The sequence below is a fragment of the Leucobacter sp. WKLB1 genome (assembly GCF_059696215.1).
Genome location: NZ_AP046115.1, coordinates 2,846,406 through 2,867,856, shown reverse-complemented (window position 1 = coordinate 2,867,856; position 21,451 = coordinate 2,846,406). Strand labels below are relative to the sequence as shown.

Genomic DNA, 21,451 nt, shown 5'->3' with positions numbered 1-21,451 from the left:
TTCTAGTGTGCCGCGCCGAGCTCGGCTTCGCGCTGGGCGCGCTGCAGATCGGCGCGCTGCTGCGCCGCGCTCTTCGTGTTCAGGGGCAGGTTCGGCAGGAATGCGATCGCGATGATCGCGACGATACCGACCGGGGCCGCGGCGAGGAAGACGTCGCCGATGCCGTGACCGTAGGCGTTCTCGACGACCTCGCGAATCGGGGCCGTGAGCTCGGCGAGCTTCGGAATCGCCCCGCCTTCGAGCGCCTTCGCGCCGGCCATTGCCTCGGGGTTCGACTTCGCGAGGGCACCGAGACCGTCGGTGATGAACGTGACGATCTGGTGCGAGAGCATGGCGCCCATCGCCGACATGCCGGCGGTGCCGCCGATGGTGCGGAAGAAGGTGACCGCCGAGCTCGAGACGCCGAGTTCGTTCGGCGACACCGTGTTCTGCACCACGAGCACCAGGTTCTGCATGCACATGCCGACGCCCGCGCCGAGCACGAACATCGAGATGCCGACGTACCAGAACGAGGTATCGGCGCGCAGCTGCCCCATCATCAGGAGGCCGCCGAGCATGATGACGGAGCCCGACACCATGTAGCGCTTCCACTTGCCGGTGCGGGTGATGAGCTGCCCGACCAGCGTCGACGCGAGCAGCACGCCCGCCATCATGGGAATGGTGAGCAGACCAGACTCGGTCGGCGTCTTGCCGCGGGCGAGCTGCATGTACTGCCCGAGGAACACCGAGGTGCCGAACATGGCGAGACCGACCGCCATCGACGCGATCACCGACATGGTGAAGGTGCGGTTGGCGAACAGGTGCATCGGGATCAGCGGCTCGGGGGAGCGCAACTCGACGAAGACGGCCGCGCCCAGTAGCGCGAGGCCACCGCCGACCATTGCGACGGTCTGCCACGACCACCAGTCGAACTGCGTGCCGCCGAGGGTGACCCAGATGAGCAGGCTCGCGAAGCCGATCGAGATGAGTGCGGCACCGAGGTAGTCGATGCTCACCTTCCGCTTGATCGTCTGCAGGTGCAGCGTGCGCTGCAGCACGATGATCGCGATGATGGCGATCGGGGCGGCGACGTAGAAGTTCCAGCGCCAGCCGATCGCGTCGGTGATGGCACCGCCGAGCAGCGGGCCGCCGACCGTCGAGACCGCCATGATCGCGCCCATGATGCCCATGTACTTGCCGCGTTCGCGCGGGCTGATGATCTCGGCGAGCACGATCTGGCCGAGTGCGCCCAAGCCGCCCGCGCCGAGCCCCTGCAGCACGCGGAAGCCGATGAGCCACGCCGAGTCGGTCGCGGTGCCGGCGAGCGCCGACCCCACCACGAAGATGACCAGCGATGCCTGCAGCAGCACCTTCTTGCTCGTCAGGTCGGCGAGCTTGCCCCAGATCGGCGTCGAGATCGCCGACGCGAGCATCGTCGCGGTGACCACCCAGGTATAGGCGGCCTGGCTACCGCCGAGGTCGGCGATGATGATCGGCATCGAGGTGCCGACCACGGTCATCGACAGCATCGAGACGGCCATGCTGAGGAACAGGCCCGTCAGGGCGAGGTTCTTCGCGCGGCCCGTGAGCAGGCCGTCGCCGGGAGTGCTCGGGGTGGTGGGTGCGGGGGTGTGCGGCGCGGGCGCGGTGCTGGTGGTCATTCGGAGGGCGGGATCCTTCGCGAGGTCGTCGGATTTTCGTTGATGAAGGTCAACTATACGACATTGGTTGATGAGAGTCAACTATTGCGGAAGGGACATTGATTGGGTATAAATGAATATATTGAATTAAGTTAAAACGGGCGAGATCGCCGAACCGCAACGGAGTACCAGATGCAGCTCAATCAACAGCACCCGAGTGGGTTTCTTCCGAATTCGAATCTCTACCACCCGACGCAGCACCACTTCCGTGGCAGCCTCGGCCGGTTCGCGACGGGTGTCGCCGTCGTGACCTTCATCGGCCCCGAGGGCGAGCGTCGGGGGATCACCATCAACTCGTTCACCTCGATCTCGATGGATCCGCCGATCGTGCTCGCCTCGATCGGTCGCACGGCACGGTCGCACGATGCCCTCGCGGGCACCAACTTTACGATCAACATCCTCGGTGCCGAGCAGCAGCGGCTCGCGAGCGAATTCGCCGGCAAGCCCGGGTCCGCGGCCCCCGTGTGGATCGACGGCGAGTACGCGCCGCGCCTCGGCGGCACCATCAGCTGGTTCGAGTGCACGCCCTGGGCGGCGTATGACGGCGGCGACCACACCATCTTCCTCGGCGAGGTGCGCAACTTCGACTACTCGCGCGGAGACGCGCTCGGGTTCGTCGGCGGGCAATTCACCGTGATCCCCGAAGCCGGCGGCGGCTCGGAAGAACTGTTCTAGGTCGCCACGGCGACGACATCCCCGAAACAGGAGCGCACTCGACATGGGAATCAGCACCGGCACGCAGTACCTCGAACGTCTCAACGCGCGTCGCATGTACGTGGTCGTCGATGGAGAACGCCTCACGACCGGAGTCGGCGACCACCCGCATTTTCGCGGAGTGGCCCGCACCGTTGCTCGGCTGTTCGATCTGCAGCACGACGCCGAGTTCGTCGAGCGACTCACCGTCGCATCCCCCGGTGCCGACGGGCGCTTCGCGACGGCGCTGCAGGTTCCCAAGTCAGCAGCCGATCTCGAGCGGCGACGCATCGCCTTCGATGCCTGGACCGAGGAGACGAACGGTTTCATCGGTCGTACGAGCGACTACCTCAACAGTGCGCTCGCCGCGCTCGGGGCCGCGACGTCGTTCTTCGCGCAGGCCGACCCCGTATTCGGAGAGCGGATGGCTGCGTACGTCGATTTCGTGCGTGAACACGATCTGTTCGCGGCGCACACGCTGCTCCCACCGCAAACGAATCGTGCGGAGCCCAACGCGGACGCCGGCGACGGTCGGATCGCGGCGCGCATCGTCGAGGAGCGCGCCGACGGCATCGTCGTGCGCGGAGCGCGCATGCTCGCGACGAACGGGCCGATCGCCGATGAGCTGCTCGTGTTCCCATCGACCGCGCTGCGCGGTGCCCCGCAAGATGCGCCGTACGCCTATGCGTTCGCGATTCCCACCGACACTCCCGGTCTGAAGTTCTACGCACGAGCACCGCTGGCGCGTGGGGTGCGATCCGCGGATGAACCGCTTGCCTCTCGTTTCGAAGAGCCCGATGCGCTTGTCGTGTTCGATGACGTCTTCGTGCCGAATGAGCGCATCTTCATGCTCGGCCACGCACGGCTGCGCAACGAATGGTACTCGGCGACCGGTGCGGCGGCGCTGATGACCCACCAGGCGATCTGCCGGGCTGTCGCGAAGACGGAATTCTTCCTCGGCCTGGCAAGTGAGATCGCCGAGGCAATCGCGATCGACGGGTTTCCTCATATTCAGGAGGACCTGGGGGAGCTCATCACCCACGTCGAGATCGGTCGCGCGATGATTCGGGCAGCGGAGGCGGACGGTGCCTTGACGGCCGACGGGGTGTTCGTGCCGCGCTGGCAAACACTCAATGCGGCACGCAACTGGTTTCCGCAGCAGGTGGCTCCGCGATTCGCGGCGATCATTCGCAAGTTCTCGGCATCGGGGCTGATGGCGCTGCCGAGCCCGGATGACTTCGTCGATGACGACGCGCGGTCGGACCTGGAGCGCTATCTGCAGGGTGCGCGGGTCGATGCGGAGCGTCGGGTCGCGCTCTTCAGGCTCGCACTCGATGCGTCGGTCACCGGGTTCGCAGGCCGGGATGCGCTCTCCGAGCTCTTCTTCTTCGGCGATCCGGTGCGCATGAAGGCCGCGCTGGTGAGCGGATACGATCGCGCCCCCGCGCGTCGGCGCGTGCAGCAGTTGCTCGCGCGCGCCGACGCCTAGAGGAGCTGTAGTTCACAGGTGACGGAGGCGCTGGCCGGCGACGCGGCTCGCCGGCGCCTCGATGATGTCGGCCACCAGGCATGCGAATCCGGCCTCTCTGCCGGCGAGCCCGTCGGTGACGACCACCGCAGCCGCCCCTTCGTGAGTGCCCGCACGGAGCTCGGCATCGAGCGCCAGTGTCCACGCCTCCGTCGCGGCTTTCACCGCTGAATAGTTCGCGCTGTTCGCAGTGGGCGTCGCGGCGAGCGGAGAACTGACGCTCACGATCCATGAGGCGTCTCCGAGGAGCAGGTGTGGCATGCAGGCGCGCGAGATATGCCGGAGCGCGATGAACGATTCAGCCAACGCCGTAAAGCGCTCCTCGGTCTGCGCGACGACGCCTCGGCCGCCCGACCAGCCGCCGATGAGGTGCACGAGGTGGCCGATCCGGATGCCGGCATCTGCGAGTCGCTGCGGCAGTGCAGCCGCCTCCTGGGGCACCGTCAGATCCGCACGGCACCGCACGGCGGGTGCGACTTCGCGTGCATCGGTCGTCGTGAGTGCCGGCACCATCCGTTCGCGAATCGAACGACCGGTGATGACGACGGGAAAGCCCCGGCGGAGGAGTTCCTCCGCCAGGGCTGTTCCGGCTGCACTCGTTCCGCCGGCGAGCAGCACCGCTCCGGTCATGCGTTCCACCGTTCGCGGTTCTGCGGGTGCGGCGTGCGCACGTAGCCGAATTCGACGTCGAGCTGCGGGCCGTCCTCCAGATCTTTCGAGAGCCAGTACTGGCCGGCGCGGTCGTACGAAGATTCGATGACGATCGCGTGCTGCGACGCGGTCATCATGTCGCGGAAGATGCGCTCCATGCGCAAGCCCTTCACGGTTCCCACGGCCCCGATCTCTTTGAAGACCAGTTCGACGACCGCCCGTGCCTCGGCGACGACGTGCACATTGACCTCGTGCATCATCACGCGGAGTTCGTAGTCGATGTGCGTCTGCGTCTGCGCCGCGGTGTACGCGCGTGAGATCACGTCGTTCATGAACAATCGGGCCGCACGGATCTTCGCATCGGCCTTGCCGACCGCGATCGCGTTGCTCTGCTCCTTGCCGAGCCGGGCCTGTCGGAACGAGCCGCGACGAGCGCGCAGCGTCGTCGTCTTCTTGAACTCCTCGAGTGCGCCGACCGCGAGTCCGAGCGCGTGGGCTGCGTGCGCGGCGAGATTGAAGTTCGCGCGCATCAGTGGCGACGCGTAGTGGTGCGACCAGATGCCCGTCTCGTTGACCATCGCCGTCGGCACGAACACCTCCTCAATGGTGATGTCACCACTCCCGGTGCCTCGCAGCCCGAGCCCGTTCCAATTGTCGTGCACCTGAACGTCGGCGGCCGGCACGTACCCCGAGATGTAATAGGGAAGGCCGTCGCGGGGGCTGGTCATCGGTTCGCCGTCTTCGCCGTGCAGCACCGATCGTCCGTACAGGTAGGTCGCCTCGGGGGACCCAGAGCAGAACGGCCACTTGCCAGAGATGAGGTAGCCGCCCTCGACCTTGCGGGCGATGCCGCTCGCGCGGCCGACGTTGCCGGCGGTGATCCAGCGCTCGCCACGACCCAGAATTTCGCGCATCGCTGCGGGCTCCGCCCAGGTCGAGCCGGTGTGGAGCATGCAGAGCCACCCCGCGGATCCGTTGATGCGCGAGACCTCTTCGACGGCTTCGAGCCACTCGACAGGGTGCACGTCGAGGCCGCTGAGCTCGGCAGGGAGGAAGGCTCGATACATGCCGCAGTCGTACAGGGCATCGGTGACCTCGGCGGGCATGCGCCGCTCATCTTCGATCGAGGCTTCCGCCTCGAGCAAGAGCGGCTCGAGATCGCGAACGGCGTCGACGAGTCGCGGTCGATCGGTGAGGGACATGAAAACTCCTTGCGTACAATAATGAGTCGAATTTGAATTGATGTGAATCAATATAGGTCAAGACTAGGGCGCGAGCATCGGTTTGGCTACGGAGTTCGAGAAAAATGTGACAAATGAATATAGTTAATTGTCCGCACTGTTGCGATGAACGGAGAGCACCCCCAATGGAACGAGTCGACGACGCCGCGCACGACCCCTTCGAGCTGCCGGGAGATCTCAGCGAGGCAGCGGTCACGTCCGAGCTCACCTGGGCGGTCGACGGCGACGAATTGCGGTATGCCGCGACGGCGGGCACCCTGGTCGTTCGTGACACCGACGGCAGCCCGATCGCCGGCATGTTTCACACCGCGTACGAGCTGCTGCCGCGCGATCCGTCACGTCCCGTCACGTTCTTCTTCAACGGCGGCCCCGGATCGGCGAGTCTCTGGCTGAACATCGGCGGCTTCGGCCCGCGCCGCGCATCGACGCGCACGCCGCTCGCGACGCCGCCGGCCCCCTACGCCTGGGGTGACAACCCGCATTCCCTGCTGCCGCACTCCGACCTGGTGTTCATCGATGCCGTCGGCACTGGCTATTCGCGCATCGCCCCCGGGGTGTCGACGAATCGGGCCTGGGGTGTCGACCAAGACGTGGACCTCTTCGCCCGCGCGGTCACCCGATATCTCGCGAAGACCGGGGCCTGGAACCGGCCCCGCTACCTCTTCGGCGAATCGTATGGCACGACACGCGCCGCGAGCCTGGTGCATCGGCTCCAGAACCAGGGCGTCGACTTCAACGGCGTCATCCTGCTCTCGACGCTGCTCAACCGCAGCACGTCGTTTGCCGCGGGCGACCACTTCTACATCAATCTGCTGCCGAGCTATGCCGCGACCGCGCGCTTTCACGGGGTCGCCGGGCATCTCGAACTCGACGACGCGGCATTTCTCGATGCCGCGCGCGCATTCGCCCTGGGGGAGTACGGCAGCGCCCTGCTGGCCGGTGACCGCATCTCGCGCGACCAGCAGGAGGAGATCGCGCAGCAGCTGTCCGCGTTCATCGGGATCCCTGCAGACGAGCTGCAGCGCCAGCGACTGCGGCCCGAGATGGAGTGGTTCCGCACCGCACTGCTCGGCCGCAGCGAGCGGAAGATCGGGCGCTTCGACGCGCGGTTCACGGCTGATGACGGCTACGTGATCGGCACGGGATCGCATGATCCCGCGACCGATGACGCGGCGACGGCGGCGGTCAACAGTGCGCACCTGGCGGCCTACCGTGAGCACCTCCACTCCGATATCGGCTTCCGCACGGAACTGCCCTACCTGCCGCTCAACAACATGGAGATCGCCGCCGCCTGGGAATGGCGGCACCGTGCGCCGGGACTCGACGCGCCCCTCGAGGTCGCCGACGTCGGCTACGATCTCGCGGCGGCGATGCGCCGGAACGCGGCGCTTCGAGTGCTCGTTATGGGAGGCGTCTACGACCTCGCGACCCCCTTCTTCCACGCCGAGAACGATGTCGCCCGCATGTTCCTCGCACCGGAAGTGCGCGAGAACCTCGCCTTCAAGTGGTACGAATCCGGTCACATGACCTTCGTCGACGAACTCGTCATCACCGACATGGCGCAGGACCTCGCCGACTTCTATGGCGGTAAGATGCCGCATACGCCCGCGCCTGGTGAATCCGCCCGGCGATCCTGATGCCCTCCGGCCCCGAAAGAACGGCACCCCACCAGTGACCACGCACGTTTCGAAAACCGAGGTTCCCGCGACCCGGGCGATCGCCGACACGCTCGTGGATCTCATCGAGCGCGAAGCGGTCGAGGGCGACTACGCCCCCGGGCACTTCATCGGAACCAAGAAAGAGCTGCTCGAGCGCTTCGGTGTGGCGCCGGCGACGCTCGGAGAGGCCATCCGAGTGCTCCGCAACCGTGGTGTGATCTCGGTCAAGCCGGGCCCCGGCGGCGGCATCTTCCTCGCCGCGCAATCGCCCATCACTCGGCTCGGGCACAGCCTGATCCAGCTCGATGCGGCGGATGCGACGGTCGAAGACTGCCTCGGCATCACCGACTCGCTGGACCAGGAGATCGTTCGTGATGCGGTGCTTCACCGCACGGCAGCCGACGCGCGTGACCTCGAGGCGCTGCTCGCGAAACTCGAAAACGTGTGGGGAGACCGTGAGCAGGCTCAGCCCCTCAACTGGCGACTGCACCAGCGCATCGCCGAGATCACGCCGAACCGCATCCTGCGCATCGTCTACACGAACGTCGTCGACTACATCCTGACGAACCTCGACGGTGTGCCTGCGGCACCCGGTTTCTCCTCGACTTCGGAGGATCGCCTCGACGTGCATCGCCGGCTCATCGAGGCCATCGTGCAACAGGATCTCGACGCGGCACTGGTCGCGGTGCGCGACCACCGCACAGTGCTCTCGCGCAAGTGACGGAGCGCGGATCGCGCTCGTCGACGGTGTCGCGCGGGCTGTCGGTGCTGTGGCTCCTATCGGAGCGACCGGAGGGGTTAACCATCACGGAACTCTCTCGCGCGCTCGAGACTCCGCGCCCGCCCCTCACCCGTGTCGTGAACAGCCTGGTCGATCATCGCACCGTGCATCGTCGCGCGAATGGTCGGTACGTGCTCGGCGCCGGGCTGCTCGAACTCGCCAGACCGCTGCAGCGATCGTTGGACGCGACGGTACGCATTCCTCTGCAGCGCGCTGCCGATGCCGCGGGTGCCGGGGCGGTGCTCGTCGTAGACGGCGGCGAGGGGCCGATCGCTGCGGCGTCGGCCTCCCCGCAGACGTCTGAACTGCATCTCGTCACACCGGTGGGCCATCGGTTCACTGCCGGGCCGATCGCGCCGCGCGTGGCCATCGACATGCAGCGCGACGCGGTCGGGGGCACCGACGCCGATCGCGCGGCGGTCGATCGAGCGCGCGACGCGGGATACGCGATGAGTCGGGGCCTGGCTCTGGCGGGGACGACGGCGGTTGCGTACCCGGTGCTCGTGCCTGAGGAGTACGGTCTGGGCTGCGTGATGCTCGTGACGACCCGGCTCGATGCCGATGCCGAGCTGGTGCGCGTCGGAGCCGAGCTCGCCGCAGAACTGGGCGAGCGCTTCGCGCATCCGCTCTGAGGATTCCCACCACGAAGCGGAGGGCGCCGGAGTGGCCCCCGGCGCCCGAGCCGCTCTATGAAGCGATCGCGGGAGCCGCGACCCGCCCGCCGGTCAGCCCGGCTTCGACGAGTGCCGTGGCGCACGCGATGAGCAGATCGTTGGCCTCGCGCTCCGCGATCGTTGCGCGGAAGCCTTCGCCCGGAAACGCCCGTACGAGCAGCCCGCGTGCTTCCCAGCACTCTGCGGCCTCTGCGGTGTCATCGCCGAGCGGGAACCAGAGGAAGTTCGCCTGCGACACCGGAAGATCCCATCCGGCGGCTGCGAGCGCGGCGGCGACTCGATCTCGTTCGCTTACCAGGGCATCCACCCGCGCCTGCAGCTCGGTTTCGGCCGCGAGCGAGGCGACGGCGGCCCGCTGCGCGAGGCCCGTCACCGCGAACGGCAGTGATACTTTGCGCATGGCCTGGGCCAGCGGTTCGGGGGCGATGGCGTAGCCGACGCGGATGCCGGCGAGACCGTACGCTTTCGAGAAGGTGTGTGCCACTGCGACGTTCGGGTAGCGGCGAAAGAGCTCGACGCCATCTGGCGCGTCATCTTGCGTGTTGAAGTGCTGGTACGCCTCGTCCATCACGACGGCGATGCTGCTCGGTACGCGGTCGAGAAAACGCTCGACTTCCGCGTTCGGAACGGTAGTGCCGGTCGGGTTGTTCGGGTTGCAGATGATGATGAGTCGCGTGCGATCGGTGATCGCGGCGAGGATCGCTTCGAGGTCGTGCCCCGACTCGGCAGTGAGGGGGACCATCACGGGCGTCGCCCCAGCCGCGCGCACCAGCATGGGGTAGGCCTCGAATGAGCGCCAAGCGAACAGCACCTCGTCTCCGGGCCCTGCGGTCGCGCGCATGAGCTGCGCCACGACCTCGATCGAGCCGCAGCCGAGCACGATGTGATCCGGTGCGACGCCGTAGCGCGTTGCGAGGGTGCGCGTGAGATCCGCTCCGGAAGAGTCGGGGTAGCGGTTGATGCCGCCCAGCAGGCCGGCGATCGCGTCGGTGACCGAGGGGAGCGGATCGTACGGGTTCTCGTTCGAAGAAATCTTGTAGACCGGGTGCTGCGGTGCGTCCTCCGGAGCCGCTTTGCCCTGCCGATAGTTCGGGATCGCCGCGAGATCCGGGCGAATGCGCAATTCGGTCATGTGGGCTCCAATCGGGTTCGTGCCGCGTGTGCCACTCGTTGACGGCGGCGCGCGGGCTTCATACAATCAAATTGATTATAACCAATAAAGTGAATTGTGGAGGTGTGTGTGCTGGCGGCGAGCGAGTGGAACCCCGGGGCCCGGGAGTTCGTTTCCGAGGTTGAGGCGAACGGTGGCGTGGGGCGGCGCTTTACCGGAGAGGTCGAACGTCACGAAGTGCGAGGCGCCGATGAGCGGCTGATCGGCACGGCTCACACGGTGAGTTACGTCATTGCGACGGAGCCCGGAGAGTGTCGACCGGTCACGTTCATCTTCAATGGCGGACCTGGCGTGTCATCGGTCTGGCTGCATCTCGGAGGGGTCGGCCCGTTCCGTGTCGCCGTGCCCACCGATCTCGAGAGCGGTACCCTGCCGCCGTACCGGCTCGAGCAGAGTGCTGGGAGTCTGCTCGCCGAGTCCGACCTGGTCTTCGTCGACCCGATTCGCACCGGTTATGGGCGTCTGGCCGTCGGGGCCGACCCAGCCCCGGTGACGGGGACGGAGGGCGATGCGGAGCACGCTGCGGACGTCGTGAGCGCGTGGCTCGAGCGGCGAGGGCGATTCGGTGATCGCGTGTTCCTGCTCGGAGAGAGCTACGGCACGATTCGCGTCTCGCTCGTGGCGACGCGCCTGCTCCACCGCGATGTGAGCGTCGCCGTGGAGGGTGTCGCACTGCTCGGCCAGGTGCTCAATGCGCAGGAGACGACGCAGCGCCCCACCAACGTGGTCGGGTTCGTCGCCGCGATGCCCTTCCTCGCGGTGACCGCGGCGTATCACGGCAAGGGGGCGCACGTGGGGGCGCCGGTCGATGAATTGGCGTCGCGCGCGCATCGCTGGTCGATCGAAAAGTATGGACCGGCACTGCTGCTGGGCAACGCGCTCTCAGAGGAGCGCGCCGCCGAGATCGCGGAATCGCTCGCGGGGTTCACGGGAATTCCGGAGGCGCGCTTGCGTGCATTGCGACTGCGGATCGACAAGCAGGATTTCCGTGCGACGCTCTTGGCTGAGGAGGGGCGCGTGCTGGGTCTGACCGATGCGCGCTACACCCTCGTGGCCGGGCCGAGCAGTATGCCCGAGGCTGACGTCGAGCCGGCGGGCGTGCGGCTCGATCCGGCATTCACCGCGCTGATCCAGGAGGTACTCGTGCGTCGATTGGGCGCCCCGGTCGGCGAGCACTACCGACTCGCCGACCCTTCGACGCATGCGGGATGGGACTATCAGGAGGCGTCTGCGGTCGGGGCATTCGGAGGCAGCCCGCTGCCGTCTCCGTTCGCGATCTTCGAGTATGGCGCCCATCTGCGCTCCTGGATGCGGGTGAACCCGGGCGCGCGGCTCTTTGTCGGGACGGGGCACTACGACGCGCTCACCACGGTCGGTTCGGCCTGGAATTTGATCGCCCAGCACGGGCTCCCGGAAGCCCGGGTGACGACCCGGGAATACCCCGCGGGGCACATGATGTACACCGATCCCGGCTCGGCGGTGCGATTGGGCGACGACCTGCGCGCCTTCGTTCGCGGGGTATGAGTCGAGCGTTTCTCGGCAATCGGCGTCGAACAGTTGCATCAATTGAATATAACGAATATATTGAATGCACTATCCCATTCCGAGAGGACGTTTCATGCCGCAGCACACCGGAGGAGACCTCCTCGCCGAATCCCTCATCGCGCAAGGGGTCGACCGGATCTTCGGAATTCCCGGGGTGCAGCTGGACGCGGCCGCTGACGCGCTCTACTCGCGGGCCGATTGCATCGATTTCATCTGCGCGCGCAACGAACAGGCCACCACCTACATGGCCGACGGGTACGCGCGCAGCTCAGGCAAGGTGGGTGTCGCGATGGTCGTACCCGGTCCCGGGGTGCTGAACGCGCTTGCCGGGATCGCCACAGCGTATTCGGCGAATTCCCCGGTGCTGCTCATCGCCGGTCAGATTGACTCGCAGGCCATCGGAAAGGGGCTGGGCGCCCTGCACGAGATTCCCGATCAGACCGGTGTGCTCGAACGGCTGACGAAGTGGACCGGCATCGCGCGCAGCGCCGATGAGATTCCAGGGCTCGTCGCGGAGGCCTTCCGTCAATTGCGTTCCGGTCGCCCGCGGCCGGTCGCGCTCGAGGTGCCGCCGGACGTGCTCGCCGCGTTTACCTCGGCGGAGGTCGCGCCGTACGTCGAGCCAGAGCCGCTCGCACCTGCGACGGCGGACATCGCGGCGGCCGCAGAGTTGCTCGCCTCCGCTGAACGCCCGATGATCGTTGTCGGCGGAGGGGCAATCGCGGCAAATGCCACTGCCGCACTGGTCGCCCTCGCCGAGCGACTCGAGGCTCCGGTGCTCATGACCGAAAACGGGCGCGGCGCGATCGATGCGCGTCACCGACTGGCATTTGACGCCCTTGCGCTTCGCGAACTGCGCCAGCGCGCCGACCTCGTGCTCGCGGTGGGCACTCGATACGTCTCGACCTTCGGCACGCAGGTCGACGCGGGCGATGCCCGCGTGATCCTGCTCAATGCGGAAGCCGACGACCTCGGCGGTCCGCGCGATGCCGCGGTGCGCATCCACGGCGATGCTCGACTGGGGCTCGAAGCTCTGCACGCTGCACTTCCGGCGGCGACGCGAGCCGATCGCAGTGCGGAGCTCGCCGGAACCCGAGCGTGGGTGGAGGAGCGCTTCGCGGAACTGGCGCCGCAGCGTTCGTTCCTCGAGGTGATTCGGCGGGCGCTTCCCGACGACGGGGTGTTCGTCAGCGAGTTCACGCAGATCGGGTACGCCGCGAGCGCCTGCTATCCGGCGCATGCCCCGCGCACCTATATCGGCCCGGGCTACCAGGGCACTTTGGGCTTCGGGTTCGCGACCGCACTGGGGGTCCAGGCTGCGGACCCAGACCGTGCCGTGGTCTCAGTGAACGGCGACGGCGGGTTTTCGTGGACGCTGCAGGAGCTCTCTACCGCGAAGCGGTACGGGCTCCCACTCGTGGCCATCGTGTTCCATGACGGTTTCTACGGCAATGTGCGTCGCATCCAGAAGAATCGCTACGGCGCCCGGTACTTTGCGAGCGATCTGACCAACCCCGATTACGCCACGCTTGCGCAGGCGTTCGGAGTGCGGTCTGCCCGCGCCTACACCCCTGAGGAGCTCGCGCCGGTGCTGGCTGACGCGCTCGCCGCACGCGAACCCGTATTGATCGAAGTTCCCGTCGGCGAATTCCCCTCGCCCTGGCATTTGATCCACGAGGGCATCCCCACCCCGGCACCGCTCGCGACCGATGCGCACGTGGTCCCGGTAGCGGAGCGCCGATGAACGGCCGGCACTACATCGACGGCGCCTGGGTCGAGGCGACCGCCGCGCAGCGCATTCGTGTGCTCGACCCGGTCGATGGCAGCACCGCAGGGTCGGTGCCGAGGGGCACGGCGGCCGATGTCGATCGCGCGGTCGCTGCAGCTCGGCGGGCGTTCGTCACCTGGTCGATCACCTCGATGGAGGAGCGCATCGCCCTGATCGACGCACTGTGTGCCGGCATCGAAGCCCGGCGAGACGATCTCGCCGAAGTGCTGACCCAAGAGATGGGGGCTCCTCTTGCGTTCGCTCGCGCCGCGCAGGTCGGGGTGGCGTTGGCCGACCTGGCCGCGCTTCGCGCGGCAGCCGGGGCGCACGTCTTCGAGACCGAGGTGTCGAACTCGTTGGTCGTGCAGGAGCCCGTCGGTGTCGTCGCGGCGATTACCCCCTGGAACTTTCCACTGCATCAGATCGTGCTGAAAGTCGGTGCGGCGCTGCTCGCCGGATGCACCGTGGTGCTGAAGCCGAGTGAAGTGGCTCCGCTCAATGCGGTGGTGCTCACCGAGATCTCCCATGAGATCGGTGTGCCGCCCGGGGTGGTCAATGTCGTGCATGGCGATGGGGCCGGCGTAGGTTCGCCCCTCGTTGCGCATCCCGGTGTCGATCTGGTGACGTTCACCGGTTCGCGGGCGGTGGGTGAATCGATCGCCCGTGCAGCCGCGGTCAATATCACGCGCGTCGCGCTCGAGCTCGGCGGCAAATCCGCTGCGATCGTGCTCGACGACGCCCCGATGCGCGAGACCGCCGAACAGGTCGTGCGATCCTGCTTCGCGAATGCCGGGCAGACCTGCGCAGCGCTGTCGCGCGTGCTCGTGCCCGAGCATCAGTTGGCGGCGTGGGAGGACGCGTTGCGTGCTGCGGCTCAGGCCTGGGGAGTCGGGGATCCGCGCGACCCGGCCACCGATGTGGGCCCGCTGGCCTCGATCGTGCAGCGCGATCGCGTCCGCGCGCATATCGATGAGGCGCATGCCGATGGGGCGACGCTGCTCTTTGCGCCCCAGGAGCTCACCGGGTTGCCCGAAGGGGGCGCCTGGCTGGCGCCCGTCGTGTTCACGGGAGTCACGCCCGAGATGCGGATCTTCCGCGAGGAAGTGTTCGGTCCGGTACTCGCCGTGACCAGCTACCGCGAGGTTGACGAAGCCGTCGACCTCGCGAACGACAGTGTGTACGGGCTCTCCGGGGGCGTGTGGTCGCAGAACCGCGGCCGCGCGCTCGACGTGGCCCGTCGCGTGCGCACTGGCACGATAGGCATCAACGGGGCGGGGCTCGATGTCGGGGCGCCCTTCGGCGGTGTGAAGCAGTCGGGCATCGGTCGCGAGTGCGGCGTTCAGGGGTTCGAAGAATTCTTGGAGACGAAGTCCGTCATGGGTGGCCTGGGACTCATCTGAGTCTCCCAGTATCCCGAAACGAAGTTGTTACCCGATATCCATTCCCATATAAAGAATATTCATAATAATGAATTAGTGACATCGTGCATTGACGCGCGATGCCTGAAGAGAGGAACACTCCCATGAGACGAACAGCCGCCGCAGTTGCCGGCATCGTCGGCGCCGCGCTGATCCTGACCGGGTGCAGCGGGGCAGGCGCGTCTGGCGGGTCATCCGAGACGCTGAACTTCGCACTGTCGAAGGATCCCGGCACGATCGACCCGGTGCTCAACGCGACGCACGCCGGCGAAGAGATCACCGCATTCGGCTACGAGTCGCTGCTCACGTTCCCGACCGGCAAAGAAGCGGTCGGCGTGCTCGCGGAAAGCTGGACGGAATCGACCACCGAGGCCGTCTTCACACTCAAGGAGGGCATCACCTGCTCCGATGGCTCAGCGTTCACCGCGAGCGATGTCAAAGCGACGTTCGACTACGCGAACGAGGTCGGCTCGCCCTACATCGGCGTCTACTTCAACCCCGACGTCGAGATCGTTGCGGATGACGCTGCACGCACGGTCGCATTCACGAACCCGCAGCCCGATGCGTTTCTTGCGCAGAGCGTGGGAGCGCTGCCGCTGATCTGCGCCTCGGGGCTCACCGACCCGGCGCAGCTCGAAACCGGTCAATTCGGCACCGGCCCCTACGCACTCGGTGACGTATCGCCCGGCCAGTCGTACACCTTCACCCTGCGCGACGATTACACGTGGGGTCCCGAAGGCGTCGCCGCAGACCCCGCCGAGATGCCGAAGACTGTGGTCGCGTCGGTCGTCGAGAGCGATGCGACGCGCGCCAACATGCTGCAGGCCGGCGAGCTCGGTCTCGCCACGGTCACCGGCACGGAGCGTGACCGACTCGATGACGCAGACTTCGCGAGCACGCTCGAGGTGCCGAGTCGCCCGGGCCTGCTCTTCTTCAATCAGGCAGAGGGGCGCGTCGGTAACGACCTCGTCGTGCGCCAGGCGATTGCCCAGGGGCTCGACCGCGACGAGATCGGCGCCGTGACGTCCTCCGGCCGCGGCGAACCACTGGTCACGCTCGTCTCGAACTTCGGTGCCGCCTGCACGACGATGGATAGCAGCGCAGCGATTCCGGGTTTCGACACCGCTGCGGCCGAGCGCGCACTCGATGGCGCCGGGTGGGTCGCCGGGGCCGACGGAATTCGCGCGAAAGACGGCAAGAAGCTCTCCGTGATCCTGCTCTACCCCGTGAACGAGAGCGCGGCAGTCACCGCCGGCATCGAGCTCATGCAGTCGGCGCTGCAGCAGATCGGCGTCGAGGGCATTCCGACCCCGTCGCCGTCGTACACCGATGTTATCTTCTCGGGCGGCGATTGGGACATGGTGTGGGCGCCGATCGACACCAGCCTGCCGAGCAACTGGGCGGGTATCCTCGGGGGTGAGTTCCCGCCGGACGGGGGGAACTGGACCTACAACACCAACCAGGAGTACTTCGACCTCGCCGCAGCGGCGAACGAGCAGGCGGGCGAAGCCGGCTGCGACGCCTGGCAGACTGCGCAGGACTCGCTCTTCCGTCACCTCGAGGTGCTGCCGGTCTACTCCTCAACCGAAACCATTTACGGGTCGAACGTCGAGTTCGGCCTCTCGAAGGCCGTGCTCAACCCCACGACCTTCCGTATCGCGGAGTAATCCTTCTCAATGACGACACAGCAGCTCTCCGTGCAACCGGATGGCACCGTCGCGGCCTCGGGTCCCTCCCGAGGCCGCACGGGCAACCGGTGGCTCTCGTTCTTCATCCGACGCGTCGTCCGCATGGTCGTATCGCTGTTCGTGATCGTCACCGCGGCATTTCTCGTGCTCCGCATGGCGGGCGGTGACCCTGTCCGCGCGGCGCTCGGGCCCACCGCGGCCGAATCGGTGGTGCAGGCGCGCCGAGACCAGCTCGGTCTCAACGACCCGATCCTGCTCCAGTTCGTCAATTACGTGGCCGGGATCTTCCGCGGCGACCTCGGGGTCTCGCTGATCACCGGACGCTCCGTCACTGAGCTCGTGGAGTTCCGTCTCCCCGCGACGCTGCAGTTGGCGGGTATCGCGTTCGCGGTGGTGCTGCTGATCGCGGTGCCGCTTGGGCTCGGCATCGCGCTGCTCACTCAGGGCGGGCGCAAGCGCGGCACGGAGCTCTCGTTCACGGCCGTCACGAGCGTCTTCGCAGCGATCCCCGAATACCTGCTCGCCGTGTTCCTGATCCTGGTGTTCTCGGTGAGCCTCCGCATGCTGCCGGTCGCCGGAATGGGGGGACCGGAGACGTACCTGCTGCCGGTGCTCGCGCTCTCGATCGGCTCGGCCGCATCGCTCTCCCGGATCGCGCGCGTCGAAGCGCTCAACGTGCTCTCCGAGGATTACATGCGCACCGCGCGGTCGAAGCGCTTGCCGCGCTGGATGATCAACTTCCGCCACGCGCTGCCCAACATGCTGACCGCCACGCTGACGCTCGGCGGCTCGCTGCTCGCCACGATGATCGTCGGCAGCGTGCTGGTCGAGCAGGTCTTCAACTGGCCCGGTCTCGGCACCGCATTCGTGCAGGCCATCGTCACGAAGGACTACGGGATCGTGCAGGGCCTCGCGATCGTGTACGCCGGGGTGATCCTCATCGTCAATCTCATCGTCGATATCGTGCTCTCGCTCATCGACCGCCGCACGACCCTTCTGGAGACCGCATGACCGCCCGTCGCTCCTCCCTGCTGCAGTCGCCCATGGCGCTCGTCTCCGGCGCCATCGTCGTGCTGTACGCGCTGCTCGCCGTGCTCGCTCCCATGCTCTGGGGGGCGGCCGCTGACGAGCCCGACCCGTCGTCCCTGCTGCAGCCACCGAGCGCCGCGCACCTGCTCGGCACCGACAGCCTGGGCCGTGACCTGCTGCTGCGCACGCTCGTTGCGACTCGCACGTCGCTCGGCATGGCGATCCTCGCGACCGCCATCGGCGCCACGGCGGGTCTGCTGCTCGGTGCGCTGCCGGCCGTGCTCGGCCACCGTGCGCAACGCGCCTTCAGCGCGGTCATTAACACCTGGCTGGCGTTCCCGGTGCTGCTCGTCGCGATGCTCACCGTGATCCTGCTCGGTGCCGGGCCTTCGACCTCGATCATCGCGCTCGCGCTCACTATGACACCGTCGTTCGCCCGGCTCGCGCAGACGCTCTCTTCGCGCGTCGGCGGGTCGGAGTACCTCGCCGCGGCGCGCATGCTGGGTGTCTCGAAGCGGCGCCAGTATCTGAAGTACGTGCTGCCGAACATCGCTGAACCCATCATCGTCAACGTCACGATCTCGATCGGTGGCGGCCTGCTCGCCCTGTCGAGCCTCAGCTTCCTCGGAGTCGGCATCCAGCCGCCCGAGTACGACTGGGGGCGCATGCTGAGCGAGGGGTTCGAGCAGGTGTATAGCCAGCCGAGCGCAGTGCTCGGGCCGGGCATCATGGTCGTGCTTGCCGGCCTCGCCTTCGGCATGCTCGGCGAGGCGATCGCCGCTCACATGCGGCAGCAGGGGCGTGGCCGCCTGCTCTCGGCCCGCAAGCTCGGCGCGGCTCCGCGCGTGGTGCCCGCCGCCGAACGCGGGCAGGCAACGCCTGGAATCGGGGCATCGGTGGAGGGGGCGAGCGCGGCATCGCGCACGGCACCCGACGCTGCGCCTCGCACCGAACCCTTGCTCGAGGTCGAAGGGCTCTCGGTCTCATTCCCGGGCACCGACGGCTGGAACCGCGTGGTCCGCGATGTCTCGTTCAGCATCGCTCCGGGCGAGATCGTCGGCGTCGTCGGTGAGTCGGGCAGCGGCAAGAGTGTGACCATGATGTCGGTCGCGCAACTCGCCCCGGCGAATGCCGCAGTCACCGCGACGAAGCTGACCTTTGCGGGTCACGACCTCTCCGAACTGTCGCCGGAGGCCGCCGGGCGCGTGCTCGGCACGCAGATCGGTGTCGTCTTCCAGGATTCGCTCACCGCATTGAACCCGGCGCTCCGTGTGGGCACCCAGGTTGGCGAGGTTCCCCGTGTGCACGAGGGCGTCAGCCGCGTCGAGGCGCAGCGCCGAGCCATCGATGCGCTCGACGAAGTGCAGATCCCCGACCCCGAGCGTCGCGCCCACCAGTTTCCGCACGAGTTCTCGGGCGGTATGCGCCAGCGCTCGCTCATCGCCATGGCGCAGATCGGCTCCCCGTCGCTCATCATCGCGGACGAGCCGACGACGGCGCTCGACGTCACGGTGCAGCAGCGCGTCCTCGCGCTCCTGCGGCGCAAGTGCGAGGAGACCGGTGCGGCGGCGATCGTCGTCTCGCACGATATCGCGGTGCTCGCGGAACTCTGCCAGCGCGTGCTCGTCATGTACGACGGCGAGATCGTGGAGAACGTCGACGTGCGCGACCTGCCCCATCCCGAGCGCTTGCAGCACCCCTACTCCCGTGCCCTGGTGGCGTGCATGCCCGATCTGACCACCGATCGGAGCTTGCCGCTCGCGACCATTCCCGAGAATGCCGCGGTGCTCGATGATGCCGCGGAGCACCCGCGCTGGGAGCGCAAACCGACGCAGCTGCTCACCGTCGTCGAGTCCGACCAGCAGCGCGGCAGCGCGGGGCCGGCCGACCTGGTCGTCGACGATCTTGTCGTCACGTTCGGTCATGGCGACCGTGCGTTCAATGCGGTCGACGGCGTCTCGTTCACGGTCGCCGCGGGCTCGGTGCTCGGTCTCGTCGGTGAATCGGGTTCGGGCAAGTCGACCGTCGCTCGCACGATCGCCGGGCTGCAGACCGCGAGTTCGGGGCGCGTCTCGCTGGGCGGCGACGACCTGCTGCGCACGTCGGGCGTGGATCGGCTCGCGCGGGCGCGCGACGTGCAGATGATCTTCCAGGATCCCTACTCGTCGCTGAACCCGCGTATGAGCGTCCGCGAGGTGCTCGACGAGGTGCTCATCACGCATGGAATGACGAACTCGCGCGAGCGCAAGGCCCAGGCCGCCGAGCTGCTCGATCTGGTGCGACTGCGCGCGAATACGGCCGAGCTCTACCCCGGGCAGATGTCGGGCGGCATGCGGCAGCGAGTCGCGATCGCCCGCTGCCTGGCGGCGCGGCCGAAGCTCATCGTCGCCGACGAGATCACCTCGGCGCTCGACGCATCCGTGCAGGGAGCGGTGCTCAATCTGATCCGCGAGTTGCAGCGCGAGCTCGACCTGTCGATGATGTTCATCACCCACAACCTTGCGGCCGTGCGCTACATCGCCGATCGCACCGCGGTGATGCAGCGCGGGCGCATCGTCGAGATCGCCGACCCGGATCGCCTCGTCACCGACCCGCAGCACCCGTACACGCGGACCCTTGTCGATGCGATTCCCCGCATCGAGAACGCCGGCAGCGATGCCCTGCTGCGGAGTCTGGGCGCATGAGCGCGGGCTTCGATCGCGACGCGCTGCTCGCCGAATCGCAGCGGATCCTGCCCGATCTGATCGAGTTGCGCCGTGCGATCCACCGCGATCCCGAATTGGGGATGCACCTGCCGAGAACGCAGCAGCGCATCGTCGATGCGCTGGATGGACACGGCATCGAGGTGTACCGGGGAGCGGGCCTGAGCTCGGTCATCGGGGTGATTCGCGGTGAGCTGCCCGGCCCCACGGTGCTGCTCCGTGGCGATATGGACGCGTTGCCGATGACGGAGCGAACCGGGCTCGACTACGCGGCGTCGGGGTCGGCCATGCACGCCTGCGGTCACGATCTCCACGTCGCCGGGCTCGTCGGCGCCGGCCGACTCATCGCCGCGTCGCGTCACCGACTCCGCGGGGATGTCGTGCTCATGTTCCAACCCGGCGAGGAGGTCGGCGATGGCGCGCAGGCGATGATCGACGAGGGGCTGCTCGAGATCACCGGGATTCGCCCCGATGCCGCGTATGCGATCCACGTCGTACCGGGGGAGTACGGCAACTTCTCGACGCGACCAGGAACGATCATGGCCGGGTCCCTCGAATTCTCCGTGCGCATCACGGGCCGCGGCGGGCACGCTTCCGCACCGCATCTCACCGTGGACCCGGTACCGGTCGCCGCGCAGTTGGTCACTGCGCTGCAGACCTTCGTGACGCGCAGGTTCAGCGTCTTCGACCCGGTGGTGCTGTCGGTCACGATGCTGCGCGCGGGTGCCGGAGCACGCAATGTCGTGCCCGATGACGCCGAGGTCGCCGGGTCGATTCGGGTGCTCTCCGCCGCTGCTCAGGCGCAGGTGGAGGCCGAGCTTCCCGCGCTGGTGCAGCAGCTTTGCGCTGCGGCCGGCTGCACGGCCGACGTCTCGCTCGAACTGCTTTGCCCCGCGACGGTGAACGATGACGCGCGCACGGAGCACGCCCGCGCAGCGATCGGCGCCCTCGTCGGTAACGACCGAGTTTGGGAGTCACCCGCTCCGGTCATGGGTTCGGAAGATTTCGCTTACGTGCTCCGCGAGGTGCCGGGCACGCTACTCTTCTTGCGGGCCACGCCCCCGGAAGTCGATCTCGACTCGGCCGCACCGAATCACTCACCCGATGTCGTCTTCGATGATGCCGTGCTCGCCGACCAGGCAGCGGCGCTCGCCGCAGTGGCGCTGTACGTCTCAGAATGAGGCGCGGGATCACCCCTCCGTCGATGCGGCAGAATAGAGGGGTG

General features: G+C 67.4%; 16 protein-coding genes. 12 read left to right on the top strand and 4 right to left on the bottom strand.

Annotation, left to right across the window (positions count from 1 at the left end; genetic code table 11):
- Positions 1-2: 2 nt before the first annotated feature.
- Positions 3-1,640: a DHA2 family efflux MFS transporter permease subunit gene (locus ACZF5Y_RS13165; RefSeq protein WP_497533083.1), complete on the bottom strand. Its 1,638-nt coding sequence runs from the start codon at positions 1,638-1,640 to the stop codon at positions 3-5.
- A 171-nt stretch (positions 1,641-1,811) separates the two neighbouring features.
- Between ACZF5Y_RS13165 and ACZF5Y_RS13160 the strand changes: the two genes are divergently transcribed.
- Complete coding sequence (locus tag ACZF5Y_RS13160) at positions 1,812-2,354, top strand: flavin reductase family protein (protein ID WP_497533081.1); 543 nt, start codon at positions 1,812-1,814, stop codon at positions 2,352-2,354.
- A 43-nt stretch (positions 2,355-2,397) separates the two neighbouring features.
- Positions 2,398-3,861 carry a 4-hydroxyphenylacetate 3-monooxygenase, oxygenase component gene (hpaB, locus tag ACZF5Y_RS13155; RefSeq protein WP_497533079.1) on the top strand — a complete coding sequence of 488 codons (1,464 nt, stop codon included), beginning with the start codon at positions 2,398-2,400 and terminating at the stop codon, positions 3,859-3,861.
- A gap of 12 nt (positions 3,862-3,873) precedes the next feature.
- Here hpaB and ACZF5Y_RS13150 read toward each other — a convergent pair whose 3' ends face one another.
- A complete protein-coding gene (locus tag ACZF5Y_RS13150; RefSeq protein WP_497533078.1) occupies positions 3,874-4,530 on the bottom strand; it encodes an SDR family NAD(P)-dependent oxidoreductase in 657 nt (218 codons plus the stop codon).
- On the bottom strand, positions 4,527-5,753 hold the full coding sequence (locus ACZF5Y_RS13145) for an acyl-CoA dehydrogenase family protein (RefSeq protein ID WP_497533077.1): 1,227 nt from the start codon (positions 5,751-5,753) through the stop codon (positions 4,527-4,529). The genes ACZF5Y_RS13150 and ACZF5Y_RS13145 overlap by 4 nt, the downstream gene beginning before the upstream one ends.
- Before the next feature lie 164 nt (positions 5,754-5,917).
- Between ACZF5Y_RS13145 and ACZF5Y_RS13140 the strand changes: the two genes are divergently transcribed.
- From ACZF5Y_RS13140 to ACZF5Y_RS13130, 3 genes are read left to right on the top strand one after another with little or no spacing between them, the layout of a single operon-like run.
- Entirely contained in the window at positions 5,918-7,429 is a 1,512-nt protein-coding gene (locus ACZF5Y_RS13140) for a S10 family peptidase (RefSeq protein ID WP_497533076.1), read from the top strand.
- Between the two features lie 34 nt (positions 7,430-7,463).
- Complete coding sequence (locus ACZF5Y_RS13135; protein ID WP_497533075.1) at positions 7,464-8,171, top strand: FadR/GntR family transcriptional regulator; 708 nt, start codon at positions 7,464-7,466, stop codon at positions 8,169-8,171.
- Positions 8,168-8,863: a helix-turn-helix domain-containing protein gene (locus tag ACZF5Y_RS13130; RefSeq protein WP_497533074.1), complete on the top strand. Its 696-nt coding sequence runs from the start codon at positions 8,168-8,170 to the stop codon at positions 8,861-8,863. Before ACZF5Y_RS13135 ends, ACZF5Y_RS13130 begins: the two co-directional genes overlap by 4 nt.
- A gap of 55 nt (positions 8,864-8,918) precedes the next feature.
- On the opposite strand, the gene hisC is transcribed toward ACZF5Y_RS13130, so the two are convergent.
- On the bottom strand, positions 8,919-10,037 hold the full coding sequence (gene hisC, locus ACZF5Y_RS13125; RefSeq protein WP_497533073.1) for a histidinol-phosphate transaminase: 1,119 nt from the start codon (positions 10,035-10,037) through the stop codon (positions 8,919-8,921).
- A 108-nt stretch (positions 10,038-10,145) separates the two neighbouring features.
- Between hisC and ACZF5Y_RS13120 the strand changes: the two genes are divergently transcribed.
- From ACZF5Y_RS13120 to ACZF5Y_RS13090, 7 genes are all read left to right on the top strand, one after another.
- Positions 10,146-11,600: a S10 family serine carboxypeptidase-like protein gene (locus ACZF5Y_RS13120; protein WP_497533072.1), complete on the top strand. Its 1,455-nt coding sequence runs from the start codon at positions 10,146-10,148 to the stop codon at positions 11,598-11,600.
- A gap of 94 nt (positions 11,601-11,694) precedes the next feature.
- Entirely contained in the window at positions 11,695-13,365 is a 1,671-nt protein-coding gene (locus tag ACZF5Y_RS13115; protein WP_497533071.1) for a thiamine pyrophosphate-dependent enzyme, read from the top strand.
- Positions 13,362-14,789, top strand: coding sequence for an aldehyde dehydrogenase family protein (locus tag ACZF5Y_RS13110; RefSeq protein WP_497533070.1), 1,428 nt, complete (start codon positions 13,362-13,364; stop codon positions 14,787-14,789). Before ACZF5Y_RS13115 ends, ACZF5Y_RS13110 begins: the two co-directional genes overlap by 4 nt.
- 122 nt (positions 14,790-14,911) lie before the next feature.
- Entirely contained in the window at positions 14,912-16,474 is a 1,563-nt protein-coding gene (locus ACZF5Y_RS13105; RefSeq protein ID WP_497533069.1) for an ABC transporter substrate-binding protein, read from the top strand.
- Between the two features lie 9 nt (positions 16,475-16,483).
- Positions 16,484-17,506, top strand: a complete 1,023-nt coding sequence (locus ACZF5Y_RS13100; RefSeq protein ID WP_497533068.1) for an ABC transporter permease — start codon at positions 16,484-16,486, stop codon at positions 17,504-17,506.
- A complete protein-coding gene (locus tag ACZF5Y_RS13095) occupies positions 17,503-20,208 on the top strand; it encodes a dipeptide ABC transporter ATP-binding protein (protein WP_497533067.1) in 2,706 nt (901 codons plus the stop codon). The genes ACZF5Y_RS13100 and ACZF5Y_RS13095 overlap by 4 nt, the downstream gene beginning before the upstream one ends.
- Positions 20,205-21,407 (top strand): M20 metallopeptidase family protein, encoded by a 1,203-nt coding sequence (locus ACZF5Y_RS13090; RefSeq protein ID WP_497533066.1) that lies wholly within the window; start codon positions 20,205-20,207, stop codon positions 21,405-21,407. Before ACZF5Y_RS13095 ends, ACZF5Y_RS13090 begins: the two co-directional genes overlap by 4 nt.
- Positions 21,408-21,451 lie beyond the last annotated feature (44 nt).

What these genes read in the sequence shown, in the direction of transcription:
- ACZF5Y_RS13165 (WP_497533083.1), bottom strand. Translation starts at nt 1,640, where the DNA reads ATGACCACCAGCACCGCGCCCGCGCCGCACACCCCCGCACCCACCACC.
- ACZF5Y_RS13160 (WP_497533081.1), top strand. Translation starts at nt 1,812, where the DNA reads ATGCAGCTCAATCAACAGCACCCGAGTGGGTTTCTTCCGAATTCGAAT.
- hpaB (WP_497533079.1), top strand. Translation starts at nt 2,398, where the DNA reads ATGGGAATCAGCACCGGCACGCAGTACCTCGAACGTCTCAACGCGCGT.
- ACZF5Y_RS13150 (WP_497533078.1), bottom strand. Translation starts at nt 4,530, where the DNA reads ATGACCGGAGCGGTGCTGCTCGCCGGCGGAACGAGTGCAGCCGGAACA.
- ACZF5Y_RS13145 (WP_497533077.1), bottom strand. Translation starts at nt 5,753, where the DNA reads ATGTCCCTCACCGATCGACCGCGACTCGTCGACGCCGTTCGCGATCTC.
- ACZF5Y_RS13140 (WP_497533076.1), top strand. Translation starts at nt 5,918, where the DNA reads ATGGAACGAGTCGACGACGCCGCGCACGACCCCTTCGAGCTGCCGGGA.
- hisC (WP_497533073.1), bottom strand. Translation starts at nt 10,037, where the DNA reads ATGACCGAATTGCGCATTCGCCCGGATCTCGCGGCGATCCCGAACTAT.
- ACZF5Y_RS13115 (WP_497533071.1), top strand. Translation starts at nt 11,695, where the DNA reads ATGCCGCAGCACACCGGAGGAGACCTCCTCGCCGAATCCCTCATCGCG.
- ACZF5Y_RS13110 (WP_497533070.1), top strand. Translation starts at nt 13,362, where the DNA reads ATGAACGGCCGGCACTACATCGACGGCGCCTGGGTCGAGGCGACCGCC.
- ACZF5Y_RS13105 (WP_497533069.1), top strand. Translation starts at nt 14,912, where the DNA reads ATGAGACGAACAGCCGCCGCAGTTGCCGGCATCGTCGGCGCCGCGCTG.
- ACZF5Y_RS13100 (WP_497533068.1), top strand. Translation starts at nt 16,484, where the DNA reads ATGACGACACAGCAGCTCTCCGTGCAACCGGATGGCACCGTCGCGGCC.
- ACZF5Y_RS13095 (WP_497533067.1), top strand. Translation starts at nt 17,503, where the DNA reads ATGACCGCCCGTCGCTCCTCCCTGCTGCAGTCGCCCATGGCGCTCGTC.
- ACZF5Y_RS13090 (WP_497533066.1), top strand. Translation starts at nt 20,205, where the DNA reads ATGAGCGCGGGCTTCGATCGCGACGCGCTGCTCGCCGAATCGCAGCGG.